Annotated in this window: 17 protein-coding genes; 7 read left to right on the forward strand and 10 right to left on the reverse strand. The window is 71.1% G+C overall.

The window, feature by feature from the left end:
* Positions 1-19 precede the first annotated feature (19 nt).
* The 6 genes from ACFWQG_RS15520 to ACFWQG_RS15545 all read right to left on the reverse strand — a co-directional run bounded on the left by ACFWQG_RS15520 (position 20) and on the right by ACFWQG_RS15545 (position 5,270).
* Entirely contained in the window at positions 20-406 is a 387-nt protein-coding gene (locus tag ACFWQG_RS15520; RefSeq protein WP_378508516.1) for a hypothetical protein, read from the reverse strand.
* A gap of 73 nt (positions 407-479) precedes the next feature.
* Positions 480-1,214 (reverse strand): hypothetical protein, encoded by a 735-nt coding sequence (locus tag ACFWQG_RS15525; protein WP_378508517.1) that lies wholly within the window; start codon positions 1,212-1,214, stop codon positions 480-482.
* Between the two features lie 141 nt (positions 1,215-1,355).
* Positions 1,356-3,161, reverse strand: a complete 1,806-nt coding sequence (locus tag ACFWQG_RS15530; RefSeq protein WP_378508518.1) for an Hsp70 family protein — start codon at positions 3,159-3,161, stop codon at positions 1,356-1,358.
* A 120-nt stretch (positions 3,162-3,281) separates the two neighbouring features.
* Positions 3,282-4,112, reverse strand: coding sequence for an HAD family hydrolase (locus ACFWQG_RS15535; protein WP_378508519.1), 831 nt, complete (start codon positions 4,110-4,112; stop codon positions 3,282-3,284).
* Between the two features lie 130 nt (positions 4,113-4,242).
* A complete protein-coding gene (locus ACFWQG_RS15540) occupies positions 4,243-4,851 on the reverse strand; it encodes an Ig-like domain-containing protein (RefSeq protein WP_378508520.1) in 609 nt (202 codons plus the stop codon).
* A complete protein-coding gene (locus ACFWQG_RS15545) occupies positions 4,848-5,270 on the reverse strand; it encodes a hypothetical protein (protein ID WP_378508521.1) in 423 nt (140 codons plus the stop codon). The genes ACFWQG_RS15540 and ACFWQG_RS15545 overlap by 4 nt, the downstream gene beginning before the upstream one ends.
* Positions 5,271-5,550: 280 nt before the next feature.
* Between ACFWQG_RS15545 and ACFWQG_RS15550 the strand changes: the two genes are divergently transcribed.
* Complete coding sequence (locus ACFWQG_RS15550; protein WP_378508522.1) at positions 5,551-6,516, forward strand: hypothetical protein; 966 nt, start codon at positions 5,551-5,553, stop codon at positions 6,514-6,516.
* Between the two features lie 70 nt (positions 6,517-6,586).
* Here ACFWQG_RS15550 and ACFWQG_RS15555 read toward each other — a convergent pair whose 3' ends face one another.
* Positions 6,587-7,267: a vancomycin high temperature exclusion protein gene (locus tag ACFWQG_RS15555; protein WP_378508523.1), complete on the reverse strand. Its 681-nt coding sequence runs from the start codon at positions 7,265-7,267 to the stop codon at positions 6,587-6,589.
* Positions 7,268-7,271: 4 nt separating this feature from the next.
* Entirely contained in the window at positions 7,272-8,030 is a 759-nt protein-coding gene (locus ACFWQG_RS15560) for a lysophospholipid acyltransferase family protein (RefSeq protein ID WP_378508524.1), read from the reverse strand.
* A gap of 152 nt (positions 8,031-8,182) precedes the next feature.
* On the opposite strand from ACFWQG_RS15560, the gene ACFWQG_RS15565 reads away from it, so the two are divergent.
* The gene (locus ACFWQG_RS15565) at positions 8,183-9,730 is read left to right on the forward strand and encodes a Rieske 2Fe-2S domain-containing protein (RefSeq protein ID WP_378508525.1); all 1,548 of its coding nucleotides are present in this window, start codon (positions 8,183-8,185) and stop codon (positions 9,728-9,730) included.
* A 91-nt stretch (positions 9,731-9,821) separates the two neighbouring features.
* Here the strand turns inward: ACFWQG_RS15565 and ACFWQG_RS15570 are convergent, their stop codons facing one another.
* A complete protein-coding gene (locus tag ACFWQG_RS15570) occupies positions 9,822-10,211 on the reverse strand; it encodes an ankyrin repeat domain-containing protein (RefSeq protein WP_378508526.1) in 390 nt (129 codons plus the stop codon).
* A 98-nt stretch (positions 10,212-10,309) separates the two neighbouring features.
* Positions 10,310-11,569, reverse strand: coding sequence for a serine--tRNA ligase (gene serS, locus ACFWQG_RS15575; protein ID WP_378508527.1), 1,260 nt, complete (start codon positions 11,567-11,569; stop codon positions 10,310-10,312).
* Between the two features lie 125 nt (positions 11,570-11,694).
* Between serS and ACFWQG_RS15580 the strand changes: the two genes are divergently transcribed.
* The 5 genes from ACFWQG_RS15580 to ACFWQG_RS15600 all read left to right on the forward strand — a co-directional run bounded on the left by ACFWQG_RS15580 (position 11,695) and on the right by ACFWQG_RS15600 (position 15,606).
* Positions 11,695-12,837, forward strand: a complete 1,143-nt coding sequence (locus ACFWQG_RS15580) for a septum formation family protein (protein ID WP_378508528.1) — start codon at positions 11,695-11,697, stop codon at positions 12,835-12,837.
* Positions 12,837-13,187: a metallopeptidase family protein gene (locus ACFWQG_RS15585; RefSeq protein ID WP_378508529.1), complete on the forward strand. Its 351-nt coding sequence runs from the start codon at positions 12,837-12,839 to the stop codon at positions 13,185-13,187. Before ACFWQG_RS15580 ends, ACFWQG_RS15585 begins: the two co-directional genes overlap by 1 nt.
* Before the next feature lie 113 nt (positions 13,188-13,300).
* Entirely contained in the window at positions 13,301-13,609 is a 309-nt protein-coding gene (locus ACFWQG_RS15590; protein WP_378508530.1) for a PE family protein, read from the forward strand.
* 30 nt (positions 13,610-13,639) lie between these two features.
* A complete protein-coding gene (locus tag ACFWQG_RS15595) occupies positions 13,640-14,830 on the forward strand; it encodes a PPE domain-containing protein (RefSeq protein ID WP_378508531.1) in 1,191 nt (396 codons plus the stop codon).
* On the forward strand, positions 14,827-15,606 hold the full coding sequence (locus tag ACFWQG_RS15600; RefSeq protein WP_378508532.1) for an ESX secretion-associated protein EspG: 780 nt from the start codon (positions 14,827-14,829) through the stop codon (positions 15,604-15,606). Before ACFWQG_RS15595 ends, ACFWQG_RS15600 begins: the two co-directional genes overlap by 4 nt.
* Positions 15,607-15,663 lie beyond the last annotated feature (57 nt).

Raw genomic sequence — 15,663 nt, forward strand, 5'->3', positions numbered from 1 at the left:
GGCACGTCGACCCGGACGTTCACCAGCCGGAATCTCCGTCGAGATTGTCCGGTTCACCGAGATCGATGTCGGCGTCCGCCGCTGCGTCGTCGGCCGTCGTGAACGGCTCCTCCGCGGCGGGCCCACCATCGAGGTCGGGATCGTCCGGGTCGTCGGCAGCGCCCGCCGCGTCGTTCCCGGCCGTCACCTCGGTGGCCGGGTCGTCGTCGGTGAGGACCAGCTCGTCCTCGTCGACCAGCACCGCGTCGTCGTCCATCACCGGAACCAGATCGGCGGGGGCGGCACCGGGCTCCGCCGCGAACGCGGCGGCCAACGCCTCCTCCCACACCCCGGGAGCGGGACCGTCGGCCGAATCGGCCTGCAGGGCAGCGAGGAGGGCGCCGACCGCGTCGTCATCATCCTGCATGCTGTCACTCCCGGGGTGTGGGTGGGCGGAACGCTGTCATCGATGGTAGCGAGACCACGACGCGGGAGCCGCGTCAGAAGGCGGCGTCGGCCGAGGTGTCGTAGCCGGCCGCGTCCTGATCCGGGGCGCCGAGGTCGGTGCTGTACCCCGGGTCGGAGGGGATGTCTTCGGCGTTGAGGCGGAAGTCCTCCACCCCGTCGCCGTCGCTGTCGACGGCGAGGATGTCCGTGTAGCCGTCGCCGTTCGTGTCGATCATGACGGTGTCGATGAGTCCGTCGCCGTCCGAGTCGACCCCGACGCTGTCCGCGCGGCCATCCCCGTCGGTGTCCGACTTGACGGTGTCCGGGGCCCCGTCCCCGTCGGTGTCGAAGGTCGACTCGACCAGCCGACCGTCCTCGAGGGTGTCCACCCGGCGCAGGCTGCCGTCGGCGTCGTAGTGCGCGATCACGTCCACCTGGCCGTCGTCGTCGGCGTCCTGCCCGACCACGATCGTGCCGTCCGGCGCGGCGGTGGCGACGGTGTCGAACGTGCCGTTGCCGTCGGTGTCCGCCTCGACCAGGGTGATCTCCCCGTTGTCGTCGAGGTGGGCGGTGACGGTGTGTCCCGCGGCGTCGGTCGAGTGGACGACGTCGACGGTGCCGTCACCGTCCACGTCGCGGGCGACCGACGTCGGAGCCGGCTGCGGCGAGGTCGCCTCGGCGGTCGGCGTGCTCGGGGCTGCCGCGTCCTGCGCCGCGGCTCCGGTCGCCGGGGTCGGGTACTCGGTCGCCGCGGTGGTGGAGGGGGTGGTTGCGGTGGTGTCGGACATCGGTTCGGCCCTTCTGTCGGCAAGCTCTGTCGTGCGCTGTCGACAATGAGATGCGGGCCGGGCCGACAATGTTCCCGACGATCCGAAACAAATCTCCGGCGGGCGGGAACCCCACCCTCCGCCCCGTCCAGCTGGGGAAGGTCAGTTCACCAGACCGGAGCGGGACAGGAACTTCTTCGCATCCTCGACGCCGTTCACATCCCGCACGGTCACCCGCACACCCGTGTTGGTGTTCACGGTCGTGACATCGACGAGCCCGTCCGCCGGGTCCGGAGCGGAAATGTCCGCGGCCGACATCCGGTCGATGCTCTCGACGAGGGTGCTGTTCGGTCCCTCAAGCGACCCCCGCCGCGCACCGATGATGTCCTTCCGTGCCTCGGCCTGGTCGAGGGAGATCGTGACGCTGTTCCACGGCGGGGTGGTGAGTCCGGCGAGATCGCCCGACTCGTCCAGGCTGCACATGACCTGCACGCCACCGTTATCGGTGACCAGGTGACCGTTCTCGCAGTCGGCCAGATCCGACCGGAGGGTGGTGGGGACCGCGGCGAGGACCTGGTCGACCTCCTTCGCGACGGCATCACCGTTCGCATTGGTGACCGGCGCCGACGAGGTCGCGTCCGCGCCGGACGGTGCCGATCCCCCGGTGGTCTGCGCCGACGTTGGGGCAGCGTCGGCCGACTCCCCGGTGTCGCGCATCAGCATTCCGCCGATAGCGGCCGCTCCGCCGATGACGACTACCGCGGCAGCACCCACCAGCAGGGTGCGGCTGGGCCGCCGGGACCGGGTCGGGGCGGGGGTCTCCTCCCGCGGGGTCGGTGCGAGGTCGGCGGCGGTGGGGACCGGACGCGGCGGGGCGGCGGGCGGGGCGGCGGACAGACCGGTTAGCGCTCCCTGCGCCACCACCGTCTTCGGGTCGTCGAGCGTGGCGACGGGACCGAGGGCCCGCAGCCGGTCGTGTACCAACGGGATTCGCGCTGTCCCGCCGGTCAGGTACAGCGCGGCAAGCTGATCGGGTGCGGTCACCCCGGCGTCGAGCAGGGTTTCGCGGGTCAGGTGCACCGCCCGGTCGACCGTCGGCGCGATCAGCTCGTCGAACTCGCCGCGGGTGATCTGCAGCGTCTCCCGCGTCCCGTTGCCCGTCACCGTGATCGTCGCCGACGGTGCCTCCGACAGCAGTTCCTTCGCGCGTCGCACCGACTCGTCCAGCGCGTGCCGCACGTCGATCGGTGCCCCGCGCCGCAGGTATTCCCGCAGGTCGGGGTCGCGGTCGTCGAGTTGCCGGTCCACCCAGCGGGCGACGAGGGCGTCGACGTTCTTGCCGCCGAGTCCGTTGTCGCCGCGGGCGGCGATGACCCGGAAGCCGCCCCGCTCGTCGACGGTGAGGACCGCCACGTCGAGGGTGCCGCCACCGAAGTCGAACACGGCGATCTTCGCACCCGGCTGCAGGGTGTGCGATCGGCTGTAATGCTGTGCCGCGGCGCGGGGTTCGGAGATGAAGGTGATCCGCGCCGGGTCGATTCCGGCGTGCCGGGCCGCGTCGGCCAGCACCTGGATCTGTTCCGGTGACCACGCCTCGGGATGGGTCAGCACCACCCCGGACGGCGGCACCCCCGCGTGCGCGGCGACCGCCCGGTCGAGCACGCTGCGGAGCACGGCCGCGACCGGAAGGAAGGTGGGCACCGTGAATCCGCCCACCGCGATCGTCGGCGCGCCGATCAGGCGCTTCGGCGCGGGGAGATAACCGGCGGGATTGCGGGTGGCCTCATTGGCCGCGACCTCACCGACGGCGATCCGGTCCGGCGTCTCGACGTGGACGGCCGACGGCATCAGATTGCTCGCATGGGATAGGGCGAGGGTCTCCACCCGCCCGCTCGTCGCGCCGGAATGTGCTGCCGCGGTGTTGGAGGTGCCGAAGTCGATACTCAGCAACCAGTCCGGCGTGGTCATCAAGCCCCCTGTTCGTCGCTCGCGGCACACTACCACCCGACCGATGCCGCGCCCGGCGGCGCCGAGGTCCCGGACGATCCGGCGGTCCGGCGGCTCTGAGCTGGGGTGTTCGGGCCGGGTTCAGTTCCACCACCGTTCGAGCACCCGGGCCACGCCGTGGTTGGCGTTTGACGCAGTGACCTCGTTGGCCGCCGCGATCGCGTCGTCGTGGGCGTTGGCCACCGCGACACCATGCCGCGCCATCGTCAGCATCGGAACGTCGTTCGGCATGTCCCCGAACGCGATGATCGCGGAGTCGGTGACCCCGAGGTGTTCCGCGAGCGCGGCCAGCCCGGACGCCTTCGTCACGCCGGGGGCGGAGACCTCGATCAGCCCGTTGTTCGTCGAATAGGTCAGGTCGACCCGGTCCCCGACCAGCGGGGCGAGGCGGGCGATCATGTGCGAACTGGCAATGCCGGGGAGCCGGATCAGCAACTTCACCGCCGGGTGGGCGAGCACGTCCTCCGCGGACATCTCCGTGTTGTCCGGATTGAGCCAGGCATGCTCGTAGCCGGGGGAACTGACGAACTGCGGTGTTGCGGCATCGTGGGCGCTGGCCCCGACCCGTTCCGCGGCGAGACCGGACCCGGGGAGCGCATCCTCAGTCAGGTCGGCGAGCCAGGACAGGGTGCCGGCAGACAGGGTTTCGGCACGCAGCACTCGGTCGGTGTTGCTGTCATAGAGGACGGCGCCGTTGGCGCACACCGCAAGTGGGGCGTAATCGAGGCCGTCGACGACGGGGCCGATCCACCGCGGCGGACGCCCGGTGGCCAGGACGAACGGCACACCGTCGGCGAGGGCGGCGTGCACGGCGGCACGGGTACGGGCGCTGACCTGCTCGTCGTCGTCGATGAGGGTCCCGTCGACGTCGCTGGCGATCAGTTCGGGTTTGGAATCGCGGTGATCGTGCACTGCACCCATCTTGCCGCAGCGGCGGCACCGGCGCCGGGCGCCTCGGAGCATCCGGTCCGGCGGCACGCAGCACGGATCCGGCCGCGGGTGACCGGGCGGCGGTTCGCCGACCCGGTCACCCGAACGGACCTCAGGAACCGAAGAGTGAGCCGATCGAACCCAGGTCGAGCGACCCGAAGTCGGCGGAGCCGCCGGATTCGGCGGCCGTCACGGTGACGGTTGCGGCGGCGGAGGTGGAACCGGCGTGGCCTTCGCCCGGAGTGTGGACGGCGGTGATGCTGTGCGCACCCGCGGTGTCGAACGTGTGCGACAACGTCACGACACCGTCGACGACCGCGACGGGCGCACCGATCGGGACGGCACCGTTCATGAACTGCACGGTTCCGCCGGCCGTCGCCGGGGTCACCGTTGCCTGAAGCGCGACCGCGGTACCCACGGTCGCGGTCGCCGGGGCGGTGACGACGGTGCTGGTGGCAATGTCGGGGACGGTGACGGTGACCGCGGCCGAGGTGGAGCCAGCGAACGACGGGCCGCCGCTGTAGACCGCGGTGATCGCGTGAGCACCCGGCGTGGCCAGCACCGCGTCCGTCAGGGTCGCCTTGCCGTAGGCAACCGGGACCGGTGCGCCGAGGTCGGTATCGCCGTCACGGAATTGGACGGTGCCGGACGTCGCGGACGGCGAGATCGTGACCGCAAGCGCGAACGGCGTTCCGGCGACAGCGGTCTCGGGTGCGGTCACGGTGGTCCTGGTCGTCGCCGCGGTGGTCGCCGCGGTGACCGTGATGGTGGTCGAGGCGGTGGCGTTGCCGAATCCTGCTGCGCCGGTGAAGCGTGCGGTGAGGGTGTACTGCCCGGCGTGAGGAACACATGATTCCAGAGGCTGCTTGACGCGGAATCGGTCACGGTCCCGACGTCGACCCCGGTGTAGGCGTTCCACATCACGTGCTTGCCGTCGACCTGCCACTCCAGGCTGCCGCTGACTTTCGAGCCGAAGGCCAGCTTGATCGTGGTCGTCTTGCCCGCGACGGGCGTCGAGGAGGGCTGGGTGATGGTGGCGGTGACCGGAGTCCCCGCCTCGTCGGCCGCGGTCACCCCGAGCGGCGAGACGGCCGGTTGTGCGGATGCCGGCGTCGCGGCGAGCAGCAGGCCTGCGGCCACGACGACCGATGCGGCCGGGGCAACGGCCCAGCGAATTCGGGATGGTCTGATCACGGGGTCTCTCCTCGAGGGTGGGGTGGCGGCCGACAACGCGCAGCATGCACACGGGGCAGGTGTGCAACACGTGTCGATTCGGGGGTTCTGGCTGGCCGCATCATTCGGCGCTAGACGCGATTTCGACGATTTCGGTCGATTCGGACACTAATGAACAAGTTCTCGTTTATGGTCCGAATCACACTTTTTCCTTCTGTTCCGGAAGCAACTATCTAAGAGGAGAGTCATGGCCCTGACCCACGTCCGTCGTGGTGCCGTCCCCGTCGCCGCGGCCGCCGCTGTCGCGGCGGGTGCCCTGCTGTCGGCGTCCCCCGCCGCCGCGGCAACCAACACCATCGAGTTCGCAGGAGCCTGCCAGGCGCGCGCGATTCTCACCCAGCACATTTCCCAGACGCTCGGCATGAGCATCACCGCGCCGGACACCGTCAATGCGGGCGACGAGTTCAGCTACACCGTCCAGCCGACGGTCAGCTCGCTGCCCGACAAGGAATCCATCGCAACCACGGTCGACATCCAGCGCCTCAAGATCGACTGGGATCTACCCGCGAACACCGAATTTGTCTCCGCCGCAGTCGTCCCCGGCACGTCGAAGGGACTGACCGGGGTCGCGCCGACCGCGATCCTCGTCAACGAGGCAGGCGTCCCCGACGCAGCGGGCACGGTCATCCGGCTCTCCGGCGACAACGAGACGGTCGCCAACGGCCCGAAGTCCAGCGCCACCACCCCCGGCGGCATCGCGGTCGAGAAGACCAAGACCGACATGGCGGGCAACCCCACCGCGGACGGCTCAACGCAGTTCCAGCTCCCGGCCGTCACGGTCACCGTCAAGGCGCTCGCCGAGGGGGTCGTCACCCCCACCGTGCGGGTCGCGGGTGATGCCGCAAACTACAACAGCGACACCAACTACGACACGTTCCTTGCCCGCGCCAACGCGCTCGGCTCCGTCCAGAACGCGCCGTCGTTCTGCACCCCGAAGGACGGCAAGCGCCCCGGCAACGACGTTCCGGTCAACGCGGGCGGCCAGGCCCTCGCCACGATCACCGTCGGCGAGGGCGGGCCGGTCGATCCCGGCCCGAACCCGGGCCCGGGCACCGGAGAGGGTGACGGATCGATCGGCGGCGGTTCCTCCGACCTCGACTTCGACTTCGGTTCCGTCGACATGGGTTCGGTGACCGGGCTGCTCGGCTCCTAACCGGAGCCCCTCCCCGATCCTTGACGCCCGGCGGGCTGGGCCGGTCCCCCTGCGGGACCGGCCCTTTCGGCTATCCTCCGGCGCTCGACGCCAGCGCGCGGTCGAGCGCATCGGTCGGCGGTGTCGCCACCTGCGGCGGTCGCCCGGACACCATGTCCAGCACCGCCTTCGGGCGCGCCAACCACTCCCGCGCGGTGTTCCGCGCGACGGTGATGGTCCGGCAGTCACAGTCGCCGCGGACCCCGTCCACATCCATGCCGGCATGCCTGCACAACGCAACCGCACGGGTGACATGCGGCTCCTGGCTGACGATCAGCGCGCGGGTCACCCCGAACGTCTGCACGGCCCGCGCGCAGGTGTCGTAGGTGTCCAGGCCGTGATCGTCCCCAACGATCAGGTCCCGGTCGATCCCCGAATCGACCAGATATCCGGTCATTGCGGCGATCTCGTTCCCGGAGGTCCCGTTGGCGTCGCCCGAGACCAGCACCGCACGGGCCTTGCCGTCGCGCACCAAGGCCGCCGCGACGTCGAGCCGGCCGGCGAGGAACGACATCGGCTTGCCGTCCTGCACCTTCGCGCCGAGCACGATCACCACCGGCGCCTCCGGCGCGTCGGCCGGCTCGTGAACCCGCCCGGCGGCGGCGGCCGCGATCACCGCCATCGACCCGACCGCGGCGGTCACCCCGGCAGCGAGGACGGCCCCGCCGCCGAGTGCGAGCCGCCTGCGACGCCTGCGTCGATCCACCGGCACGCCGTCAGGCCCCGTCACCGCCCGACGCGGACCGGCGCGCGGCCTTCGCCGCCGCCTCCTCCGCGTCCATCCGATCGGCCTCCGCGAGGGTGGGCGCACCGCCGCCGAGGCGGGCGGGAACCCAGTACTCCCCCGCCGGGTGCTGGTAGTTCTCCTGCAGCGCGTGCAGCGTCGACTCCATCGACGCGTGCACCGTCGCCGTCAGCGCGTCGGCCGGACCGACCGCGGCGATCGGTTCGCCGACCGCCATCGAGATCGGGGTATTGGTCCGGCCCAGCCGCTTCGGATGCCCCTTCGTCCACACCCGCTGCGAACCCCAGATCACCACCGGGATGATCGGCACGCCCGCCTCGATCGCCATCCGGGCCGCGCCGGACTTGAAGTCCTTGATCTCGAAGCTGCGGCTGATCGTCGCCTCCGGGAACACCCCGACCAGCTCACCGTCACGCAACGCCTGGACCGCGGCCCGGTAGGAGTCCGCGCCAGCGGACCGGTCTACCGGGATGTGCTTCATCATCCGCATCATCGGCCCGGCGATGGGGTTGTCGAAGACCTCCTTCTTGGCCATGAAGCGGACGTACCGCTTCACTTCTCGTGCCGGGATGCCCGCGTAGGTGAAGTCCATGTAGCCGGTGTGATTGATCGCGATCACCGCACCACCCGACGCCGGGATGTGCTCGGCGCCGCTGATCGTGAACCGCAGCCCCTCCGCGAAGAACAGCGTGCGGGCGACACCGATGATCGTTCTGTAGAAGGGTTCCACGCGGCCAGCCTAGTGTGTGGGCGCACACAGCGTCCGTCGGCGCTCGCGGGTGATGTACACCCCAATCCGGGCGACCGGGCCGCGCGCACCCGGCCCGGTTTGCGCCGCCGCCTACCCTGGTAGGCGTCGCATCACCGTAGGAGGCATTCGAAGTGCAGGTCACGAGCGTCGGACACGCCGGGTTCCACATCCAGACCGAGGCGGGGTCCATCCTCTGCGACCCGTGGGTCAATCCGGCCTACTTCGCGTCGTGGTTCCCGTTCCCCGACAACACCGGGCTCGACTGGGACGCCCTCGGCGACGTCGATTACCTCTACGTGTCGCACCTCCACAAGGACCACTTCGACCCGCAGACACTGTCCAAGCACGTCAACAAGGACGCGACGGTGCTGCTGCCGGACTACCCGGTGCCGGACCTGCGCCGCGAGCTGGAGAAGCTCGGCTTCACGAAGTTCTTCGAGACCCAGGACTCCGTCAAGCACACCGTGCCGGGACCGAACGGCGACCTGGACGTCATGATCATCGCGCTGCGGGCCCCGGCGGACGGCCCGATCGGCGACTCCGGGCTGGTCGTTTCCGACGGCGAGACCACCTGCTTCAACATGAACGACGCCCGGCCCGTCGACATGGACGTGTTGCACGAGGCGTTCGGCACGATCGACATCCACCTGCTGCAGTACTCGGGCGCGATCTGGTACCCGATGGTCTACGACATCCCGGCCGGCACCAAGCGCAACTTCGGCAAGCAGAAGCGGCAGCGCGGCATGGACCGCTGCCGCAGCTACATCGAGCAGGTCAACGCCACCTGGGTGGTGCCGTCCGCGGGCCCGCCGGTCTTCCTCGACGCCGCGCTGCGCGACCTCAACGACGACCACGGCGACGAGGGCAACATCTTCCCCGACCAGATCGTCTTCCTTGAGCAGATGCGGATCCACGGCAACGACGGTGGCCTGCTGATGATCCCCGGCTCGACGGTCGACATTCACGGCGCGCAGGCCACCCTGAGCCACCCGATCCCGGACGCCGACGTCGACGCGATCTTCTCCGACAAGGCCGCCTACATCGAGGACATGGCGCAGCGGATGGCGCCGGTCATCGCGGCGGAGAAGGCATCCTGGGCGCCCGCGTCCGGCGAACCGCTGATCGGCCCGCTCAGTGCGAAGTTCGAGCCGATCATGGCGCAGTCCGACCTGATCTGCGACGGCATCGGCTACCCGGTCGGCCTGGTGATGGGCGACGAGACCGTCGTGCTGGACTTCCCGAACCGCGCCGTCCGTGCGCCTGCCGAGGGAGACGGCAAGTACCGCTACGGTTTCCGCATCGCACCCGAGCTTGTGCGGACCGTGCTGCGGGACGACGAGCCGGACTGGGTGAACACCATCTTCCTGTCCACCCGGTTCGAGGCGTGGCGGGTCGGCGGCTACAACGAGTTCCTCTACACCTTCTTCAAGTGCCTGACCGACGAGCGGATCGCGTACGCGGACGGCTGGTTCGCCGAGGCGCACGACGACACCGCGTCCATCGAGGTCGGCGGCTACGAGATCCAGCGCCGCTGCCCGCACCTCAAGGCGGACCTGTCGAAGTTCGGTGTCGTCGACGGCAACACCCTGACCTGCAACCTGCACGGCTGGCAGTGGGACCTCGAGTCCGGCCGCTGCAAGACCAGCAAGGGTCACGAGCTCCGTACGGCCAAGCTGTAGTACCCCAACGAAGGTTCCCTAATGTCACATCGGGTCACTTGGCGTTATCCGCTGTGACATTAGGGAACCACCGGGGCGACGCGTTCGACGACTACGCCCACAACGCCAGGTAGTCCTCGCGCCCGAACATGGTCGCCGCGTCGACGGCGGTCGGGTGCCCGGCGCGCGGGTCGGCACCGGCGGCCGCGAGTACCCGCACCACCGCCTCTTCACCCTTGAAGATGGCACCCGCGACCGGGGACTGGCCGCGGTCGTTGAGCCGGTTCACGTCTGCGCCCCGGTCCACGAGCAGCCGGACCGCGGCCGCGTGCCCGTGATAGGCGGCGAGCATCACGAGGGTGTCGCCGGTGCCGTTCGTCAGGTTTGCCGGGACCCCGGCGTCCAGGTAGGCGGTCAGGGCGTCGGCGTCGCCTGCGCGGGCGGCGTCGAACACCCGCTCCGCGATCTCCTGCAGCCGCGGGTCGATCGGGTGGTCGGTCATACCACCCGACGCTACCGCCCCGCCCCGCCCCGCCTGAGCGAATGTGGCACTCGGTCAGTCTGACTGACCGAGTGCCACATTCGGTCACAGCTCGGGGGCTACGGGGCGCGCAGGACGTCCGTCCCGACGAACGGCTGCAGCGCCGCGGGCACGCGGACGGAGCCGTCGGCCTGCTGGTGGTTCTCCAGGATCGCCACGATCCAGCGGGTGGTCGCGAGGGTGCCGTTGAGGGTCGCGGCGGTCTGCGGCTTGCCGTTGTCGTCGCGGTAGCGGACCCCGAGGCGGCGAGCCTGGAAGGTGGTGCAGTTCGACGTCGACGACAGCTCGCGGTACCGCTGCTGCGTCGGCACCCACGCCTCGCAGTCGAACTTGCGTGCCGCGGACGACCCGAGGTCCCCGCCCGCGACGTCGATGACGCGGTACGGCACCTCGATCGCGGCGAGCATCTCCCGCTCCCAGCCGAGCAGTCGCTGGTGTTCGGCGTCCGCGTCCTCCGGCCTGCAGTAGGTGAACATTTCCACCTTGTCGAACTGGTGGACGCGGATGATGCCGCGGGTGTCCTTGCCGTAGCTGCCCGCCTCCCGCCGGAAGCACGACGACCAGCCCGCGTACCGCTTCGCGCCGCCGCTCAGGTCGAGGATCTCACCTGAGTGGTAGCCGGCGAGCGGAACCTCGGAGGTGCCGACGAGGTACAGGTCGTCCTGCTCGAGGTGGTACACCTCCTCCGAGTGCTGTCCGAGGAACCCGGTTCCCTGCATGATCTCGGGCCGGACCAACACCGGCGGGATCATCATCGTGAACCCGTTCGCGGTCGCCTTCTGCGCCGCCAGCTGCAGCAGCCCGAGCTGCAGCAGAGCGCCGTAGCCGGTCAGGAAGTAGAAGCGGGCGCCGGACACCTTCGCGCCGCGCTCCATGTCGAGCAGGCCCAGCGACTCGCCGAGCTCGAGGTGATCCTTCGGGTCGAAGTCGAAGGCGGGCGGTTCGCCGACCGTGTCGAGGGTGATGAAGTCGTCCTCGCCGCCCGCGGGCGCGCCGTCCTGGACGATGTTCGAGATCGCCCGCTGCGCGGCTTCGAGCGCGGCGTCGGCCTCGTGCTGTGCCGCCTCCGCGTCCTTGACCTGCTGCGCGAGCTCCTTCGCCCCGTCCAGCAGCGCGGGCCGCTCCTCGGGGGAGGCCTTGCCGACCTTCTTGCCGAGCGCCTTCTGCTCGGCCCGCAGGTTATCGCCCGCGAGCACCGCCGCGCGGCGGGACTCGTCGGCCGCGAGCAGCGCGTCGACCAGCGCGGGGTCCTCGCCCCTGGTGCGCTGTGACTGGCGGACGACGTCGGGGTTCTCCCGCAGGAACTTGAGGTCAATCACGACGGAAACCCTACTTGGTCGGCGTGCGGCCCGGCGGCCGCGGAGCGGTCCAGTGTCGGGTCCACCTCATTTCGGTTCCGGTGTGTCGGCGACCGCGCGGCCCCCGCCAGGCATGATGGAGGGCGATGTCCGACGAACGCAGCGCAGCAGACGGCGACCCCACACCCGACCCGGCCGCCCCGCAGGGTGACCGGGGCGATGCCGCGTCCGGCGACGGGTGGGCCGCCGCCGAGCGGTGGACGGGCGGCAGGCAACTGTCCGCGACGGCCACCCGCCGCGCCCTGATCGCGGTCGCGCTGGGTGCGGTGATCGCGGCGATCGCGACGGTCGTCATCTCCGGTGGATTCAAGGGCGGCGACGAACTGCGGCCCGACGCCAATGCCGGTGGCCCGCTCGCGACGGGCGCGGTCGCGGGCAAGGCATTCGGCACCGCAGCAGCAGGCGACTGCTTGTCGTGGAGCGAGGCGGACGCCAGCGACCTCACCAAGGTCGACTGCAACGACGAGCACCTGTTCGAGGTGGCGTCCGAGGTAGACCTGAGCGTGTTCCCCGGTGCCGAGTTCGGCCCGGGTTCCCGCTTCCCGAGCGTCCTGCGCTTCTCCCAGTTGCGCGACGAGCACTGCACCCCCGCCGTCACCGAGTACCTCGGCGCGCACTTCGACCCGCACGGCAAGTTCAGCGTCGGATTGATCAACCCGGGGGAGGCAGGCTGGGCGGCGGGCGAGCGGACCATCCGGTGCGGGCTGCAACGCTCGAGCACCACCGGCACCGTCCTCGCGGTCACCGGCCCCGTCCAGGGGCAGGATCAGTCGAAGGTATGGGATGCCGGTACCTGCATCGGCATCAACCAGAGCGCGCCGTCCGATCCGGTGGACTGCTCGCAGGCCCACGCCTTCGAAGTGATCTCGGTGGTCGATCTCGGCGCGAAGTTCCCGGGCGGCTTCCCCGCCGTCGCCGACCAGGACAAGTACTTGGAGGAGACCTGCACGCAGGCCGCGACCGAGTACCTCGGGTCACCGGATGCCCTGCGGAACAAGACCCTCACCCTGTTCTGGGACAACCTGGACCTGAGCAGCTGGCTGGCGGGCAGCCGCAAGGTGAACTGCTCCGTCGGCAAGGAACTCGAGGGGGGCGGCTTCGCACCGATCGTGGGGGCCGCGACCGGCGACATCCTGATCAACGGCGCGCCCCCGGTCGCGCCGCCGCCGCTGCCCGAGGGTCGTTCGCTGCCGACGCCGCTGCCCGGTGCCGCGCCGCTGGAGAACTGATGGCGGTGCACATGAGCGAGGCCAGGTTCGACGAACTGGTCTCCGAGGCGCTCGACCTGATCCCGGCGGAGTTGGCGTCCGCAATCGACAACGTCGTCGTCCTGGTCGACGGCCGCGACGCGGACGATCCGGGCCTGCTCGGTCTCTACCACGGCATCGCCCTCACCGAACGGGACAGTCATTACGGCGGCTCCCTGCCGGACACCATCACGATCTACCGCGACGCGATCCTCGAAATGTGCGGGAGTGAGGAGCAGGTCGTTGAGGAGGTCGCGATCACCGTGATCCACGAGATCGCGCACTACTTCGGGATCGAAGAGGACCGGCTGCACGAACTCGGCTGGGGCTGACCCGGGATCCGCGGGCGACGCGAACGGATGTCGGCCGCGGGGAACCATCCGGGATCCGGTCGCGTCCAAAACCCCTGACGGATCATTTCGATCGAACCTGCCAGGAGGCCCTCATGCCCGGACACGTGTTCGTCTCACCCGACGCCCTGCTCTCCGCGGCCACCCAGCTCGAGGCCCTCGCCCAGCGGCTGCAGGCCACCGTCGACGCGAACGCGCCCGCGCTGCACCTGCCTCCCGCAGGCACCGAAGAGGTGTCGGTGCTGGCGGCGTCATATTTCACCTCGGTCGCCGACAGTTTCCTGCCGTCCGCGGCCGCGAGCATCGGCCAGCTGTGGTCTGCCGCAGCGACGCTGCGCGCGCAGGCCGCCGAGTACGCGAGCCTGGACCAGTCGTTCGGCGCCACGCTCGCCGCGGGCATGTGACCCGACCTCTCGACCGACAGGAGCGTTGACATGACCATGGGCTTCACCGGCGTCGTGTGGTTCCCGCGGGGGGCCACCTGGAACTCGACCGCACTGAACGCGGGCCCTGGGCCTGCCCCGCTGGCGGCGGCGGGTGCGGCCTGGTCCGCGATCGCGACCGGCCTCACCGACGCCACCGCGACCGTCACGAAGGTGATGGCCGAGTTGCGGGTCGGCTGGGAGGGCGTCGCCTCCGACGCCGCGCTGTCGAAGTTGGCGCCGTTCCAGGCGTGGACGCAGCAGGCCGCCGTGCTGGCCGCGGAGACCGCGGCGAAGGCGGGCGCCCAGGCCACCGCGCACACCGTGGCCCGGGCCACGATGCCGAGTCTCGCGGAGATCGCGGCGGTCAAGGCGGCGCAGGTGGCCGCGCACACGGTCGGTGGGTCGCTGGCGGGCGCGGGCGCCGCCACCGAGGCCGCGGACCGGGCGCTGGACCTGCGGGCCGCACTGGTGATGGAGGCGTACGAGTCGGCGTCCAACAGCGTGGCGGTTCCGCAGGGTTTCGCTCCGCCGCCCCCGCTCGCGGGCGGGACGGTCGCGGCGCCCGCGGAGCCAGCCCGTGCCGCCGTCCCCCAGGGTCCTGCGCTCACGGACGTCGCGGTCACTCCCGCGCAGGCGGTGCTCGGTGCGGTACTGACGCAGGCCCAGAACCCGGCAGTGGCGGCGACCGCGTCGCACCTCGGGACGATCGCCGGGACCGCGGTCGGCGCCGTCGCCGGGCCCACGGCCTCAATGGCATCCGCCGCCGCCCCCGTCTTCGGCGGGGCAGCGTTCGGCGGGGCAGCGTTCGGCGGGATGGGGGCGGGCGGGGCCGCCGGTGCCATGTCGCCGCGGACCGGGGGCGGGCCCCGTCCCGTCGGATCGGTCGCGGCAGCGGGCGTCACGGGTGGCGGCGCAGCGCGGATCACGCTCCCCGACGGGTGGGGTGCCCGCGGCAGCGAGGCGCAGGCCGTCGCGGGCCGTGGCACGGCGGCGCTCGCAGCGCCGGGCGTCGAACCGGTGGCCGCGCCAGCCGCCGGCGATGCGGCGGCCCGGACCGGACCCGTCGGCGCGCCGGTAGGCGCGGGCACCGGACGCGCCACGGACGACGAGGAGCACCGGACACCGGACTACCTGAAGAGCTTCGAGCACTTCGACGACGGCCGGCTGGTGATCCCGTCGGTGATCGGCGGCGACCGGTGACCGGGCGGGTGGGGTCGACGGTGCTCGGCGGCGACGAACTGGACCTGGTGCTGCGGCTGCTCGATGTCGACGAGTTGCCTGTCGTGCTGTCCGCCGGATCCCGGTTCGACACGACGACCGCCCGCGCCGCAGCGGACGGCGCAGCCAGGGACTCGCTTCGCGCCCGTGGCCTGCTGCGCGGCAACAATCCGCACCCGTGCCTCGTCGACCGGGTGGCGGTGTTGGCGCGGCCTGCCGTCGAGCTCGCGGTGCGCTGGTACACCGGCGGCGAGGTATTCCGGGGCTGCCTCGCGCAGGGGCCCGCCGGTGCGGTGCTCGCGCTGCGCGCCGCGGACGAGTACGTGCTCGCGGGGGTTCCGGCCGCCGACCCCGACCTGGTGTTCGAGCTGATTGGGCGCGGCAGCGGGCTCGCGGTCGGCTCCGTCAGTGCCCCGACGGAGCTGCTGTCCGCGGCGCTGCGGGACGTGACCGACCCATCGACCGTCGCGGGCAGGTTGACTGGCCTCGGCGCCGCGGACCGGGACGCCGACCGGCTTGCGCACGCATTGGCCTCCTGCCGGGCACACGCCGAGATCGTCACCGTCACGCGCCGCAACGGCACCACCCGGGTCGGTGGCCCGGTCACGGTGTTCGACACCGCCTGCGGCCGCATCGTCGGCACCACGACCGTCTCGGCCGACCTGTCCTCCTGGTCCACCCTCGGCCCGGGCGGGGATGCTCGGGTTCGGCAGGCCGTCCGCGAGGTCCTGGCAGAGGCCGGGGCCGTCTCGTCCTGACGGGACGCGGCGCGGCGGCCGGTATCCTGTGCAGTGACCGTGTGGCGATCGAGACGT

Source organism: Rhodococcus sp. NPDC058532 (assembly GCF_042719255.1).
Lineage (GTDB): Bacteria > Actinomycetota > Actinomycetes > Mycobacteriales > Mycobacteriaceae > Rhodococcus_G.

Excerpts from the sequence above, each read along its gene's own strand:
- ACFWQG_RS15520 (WP_378508516.1), bottom strand. The coding sequence starts at position 406 with ATGCAGGATGATGACGACGCGGTCGGCGCCCTCCTCGCTGCCCTGCAG.
- ACFWQG_RS15585 (WP_378508529.1), top strand. The coding sequence starts at position 12,837 with ATGGCGGTGCACATGAGCGAGGCCAGGTTCGACGAACTGGTCTCCGAG.
- ACFWQG_RS15525 (WP_378508517.1), bottom strand. The coding sequence starts at position 1,214 with ATGTCCGACACCACCGCAACCACCCCCTCCACCACCGCGGCGACCGAG.
- ACFWQG_RS15550 (WP_378508522.1), top strand. The coding sequence starts at position 5,551 with ATGGCCCTGACCCACGTCCGTCGTGGTGCCGTCCCCGTCGCCGCGGCC.
- ACFWQG_RS15590 (WP_378508530.1), top strand. The coding sequence starts at position 13,301 with ATGCCCGGACACGTGTTCGTCTCACCCGACGCCCTGCTCTCCGCGGCC.
- ACFWQG_RS15595 (WP_378508531.1), top strand. The coding sequence starts at position 13,640 with ATGACCATGGGCTTCACCGGCGTCGTGTGGTTCCCGCGGGGGGCCACC.
- ACFWQG_RS15570 (WP_378508526.1), bottom strand. The coding sequence starts at position 10,211 with ATGACCGACCACCCGATCGACCCGCGGCTGCAGGAGATCGCGGAGCGG.
- ACFWQG_RS15530 (WP_378508518.1), bottom strand. The coding sequence starts at position 3,161 with ATGACCACGCCGGACTGGTTGCTGAGTATCGACTTCGGCACCTCCAAC.
- ACFWQG_RS15580 (WP_378508528.1), top strand. The coding sequence starts at position 11,695 with ATGTCCGACGAACGCAGCGCAGCAGACGGCGACCCCACACCCGACCCG.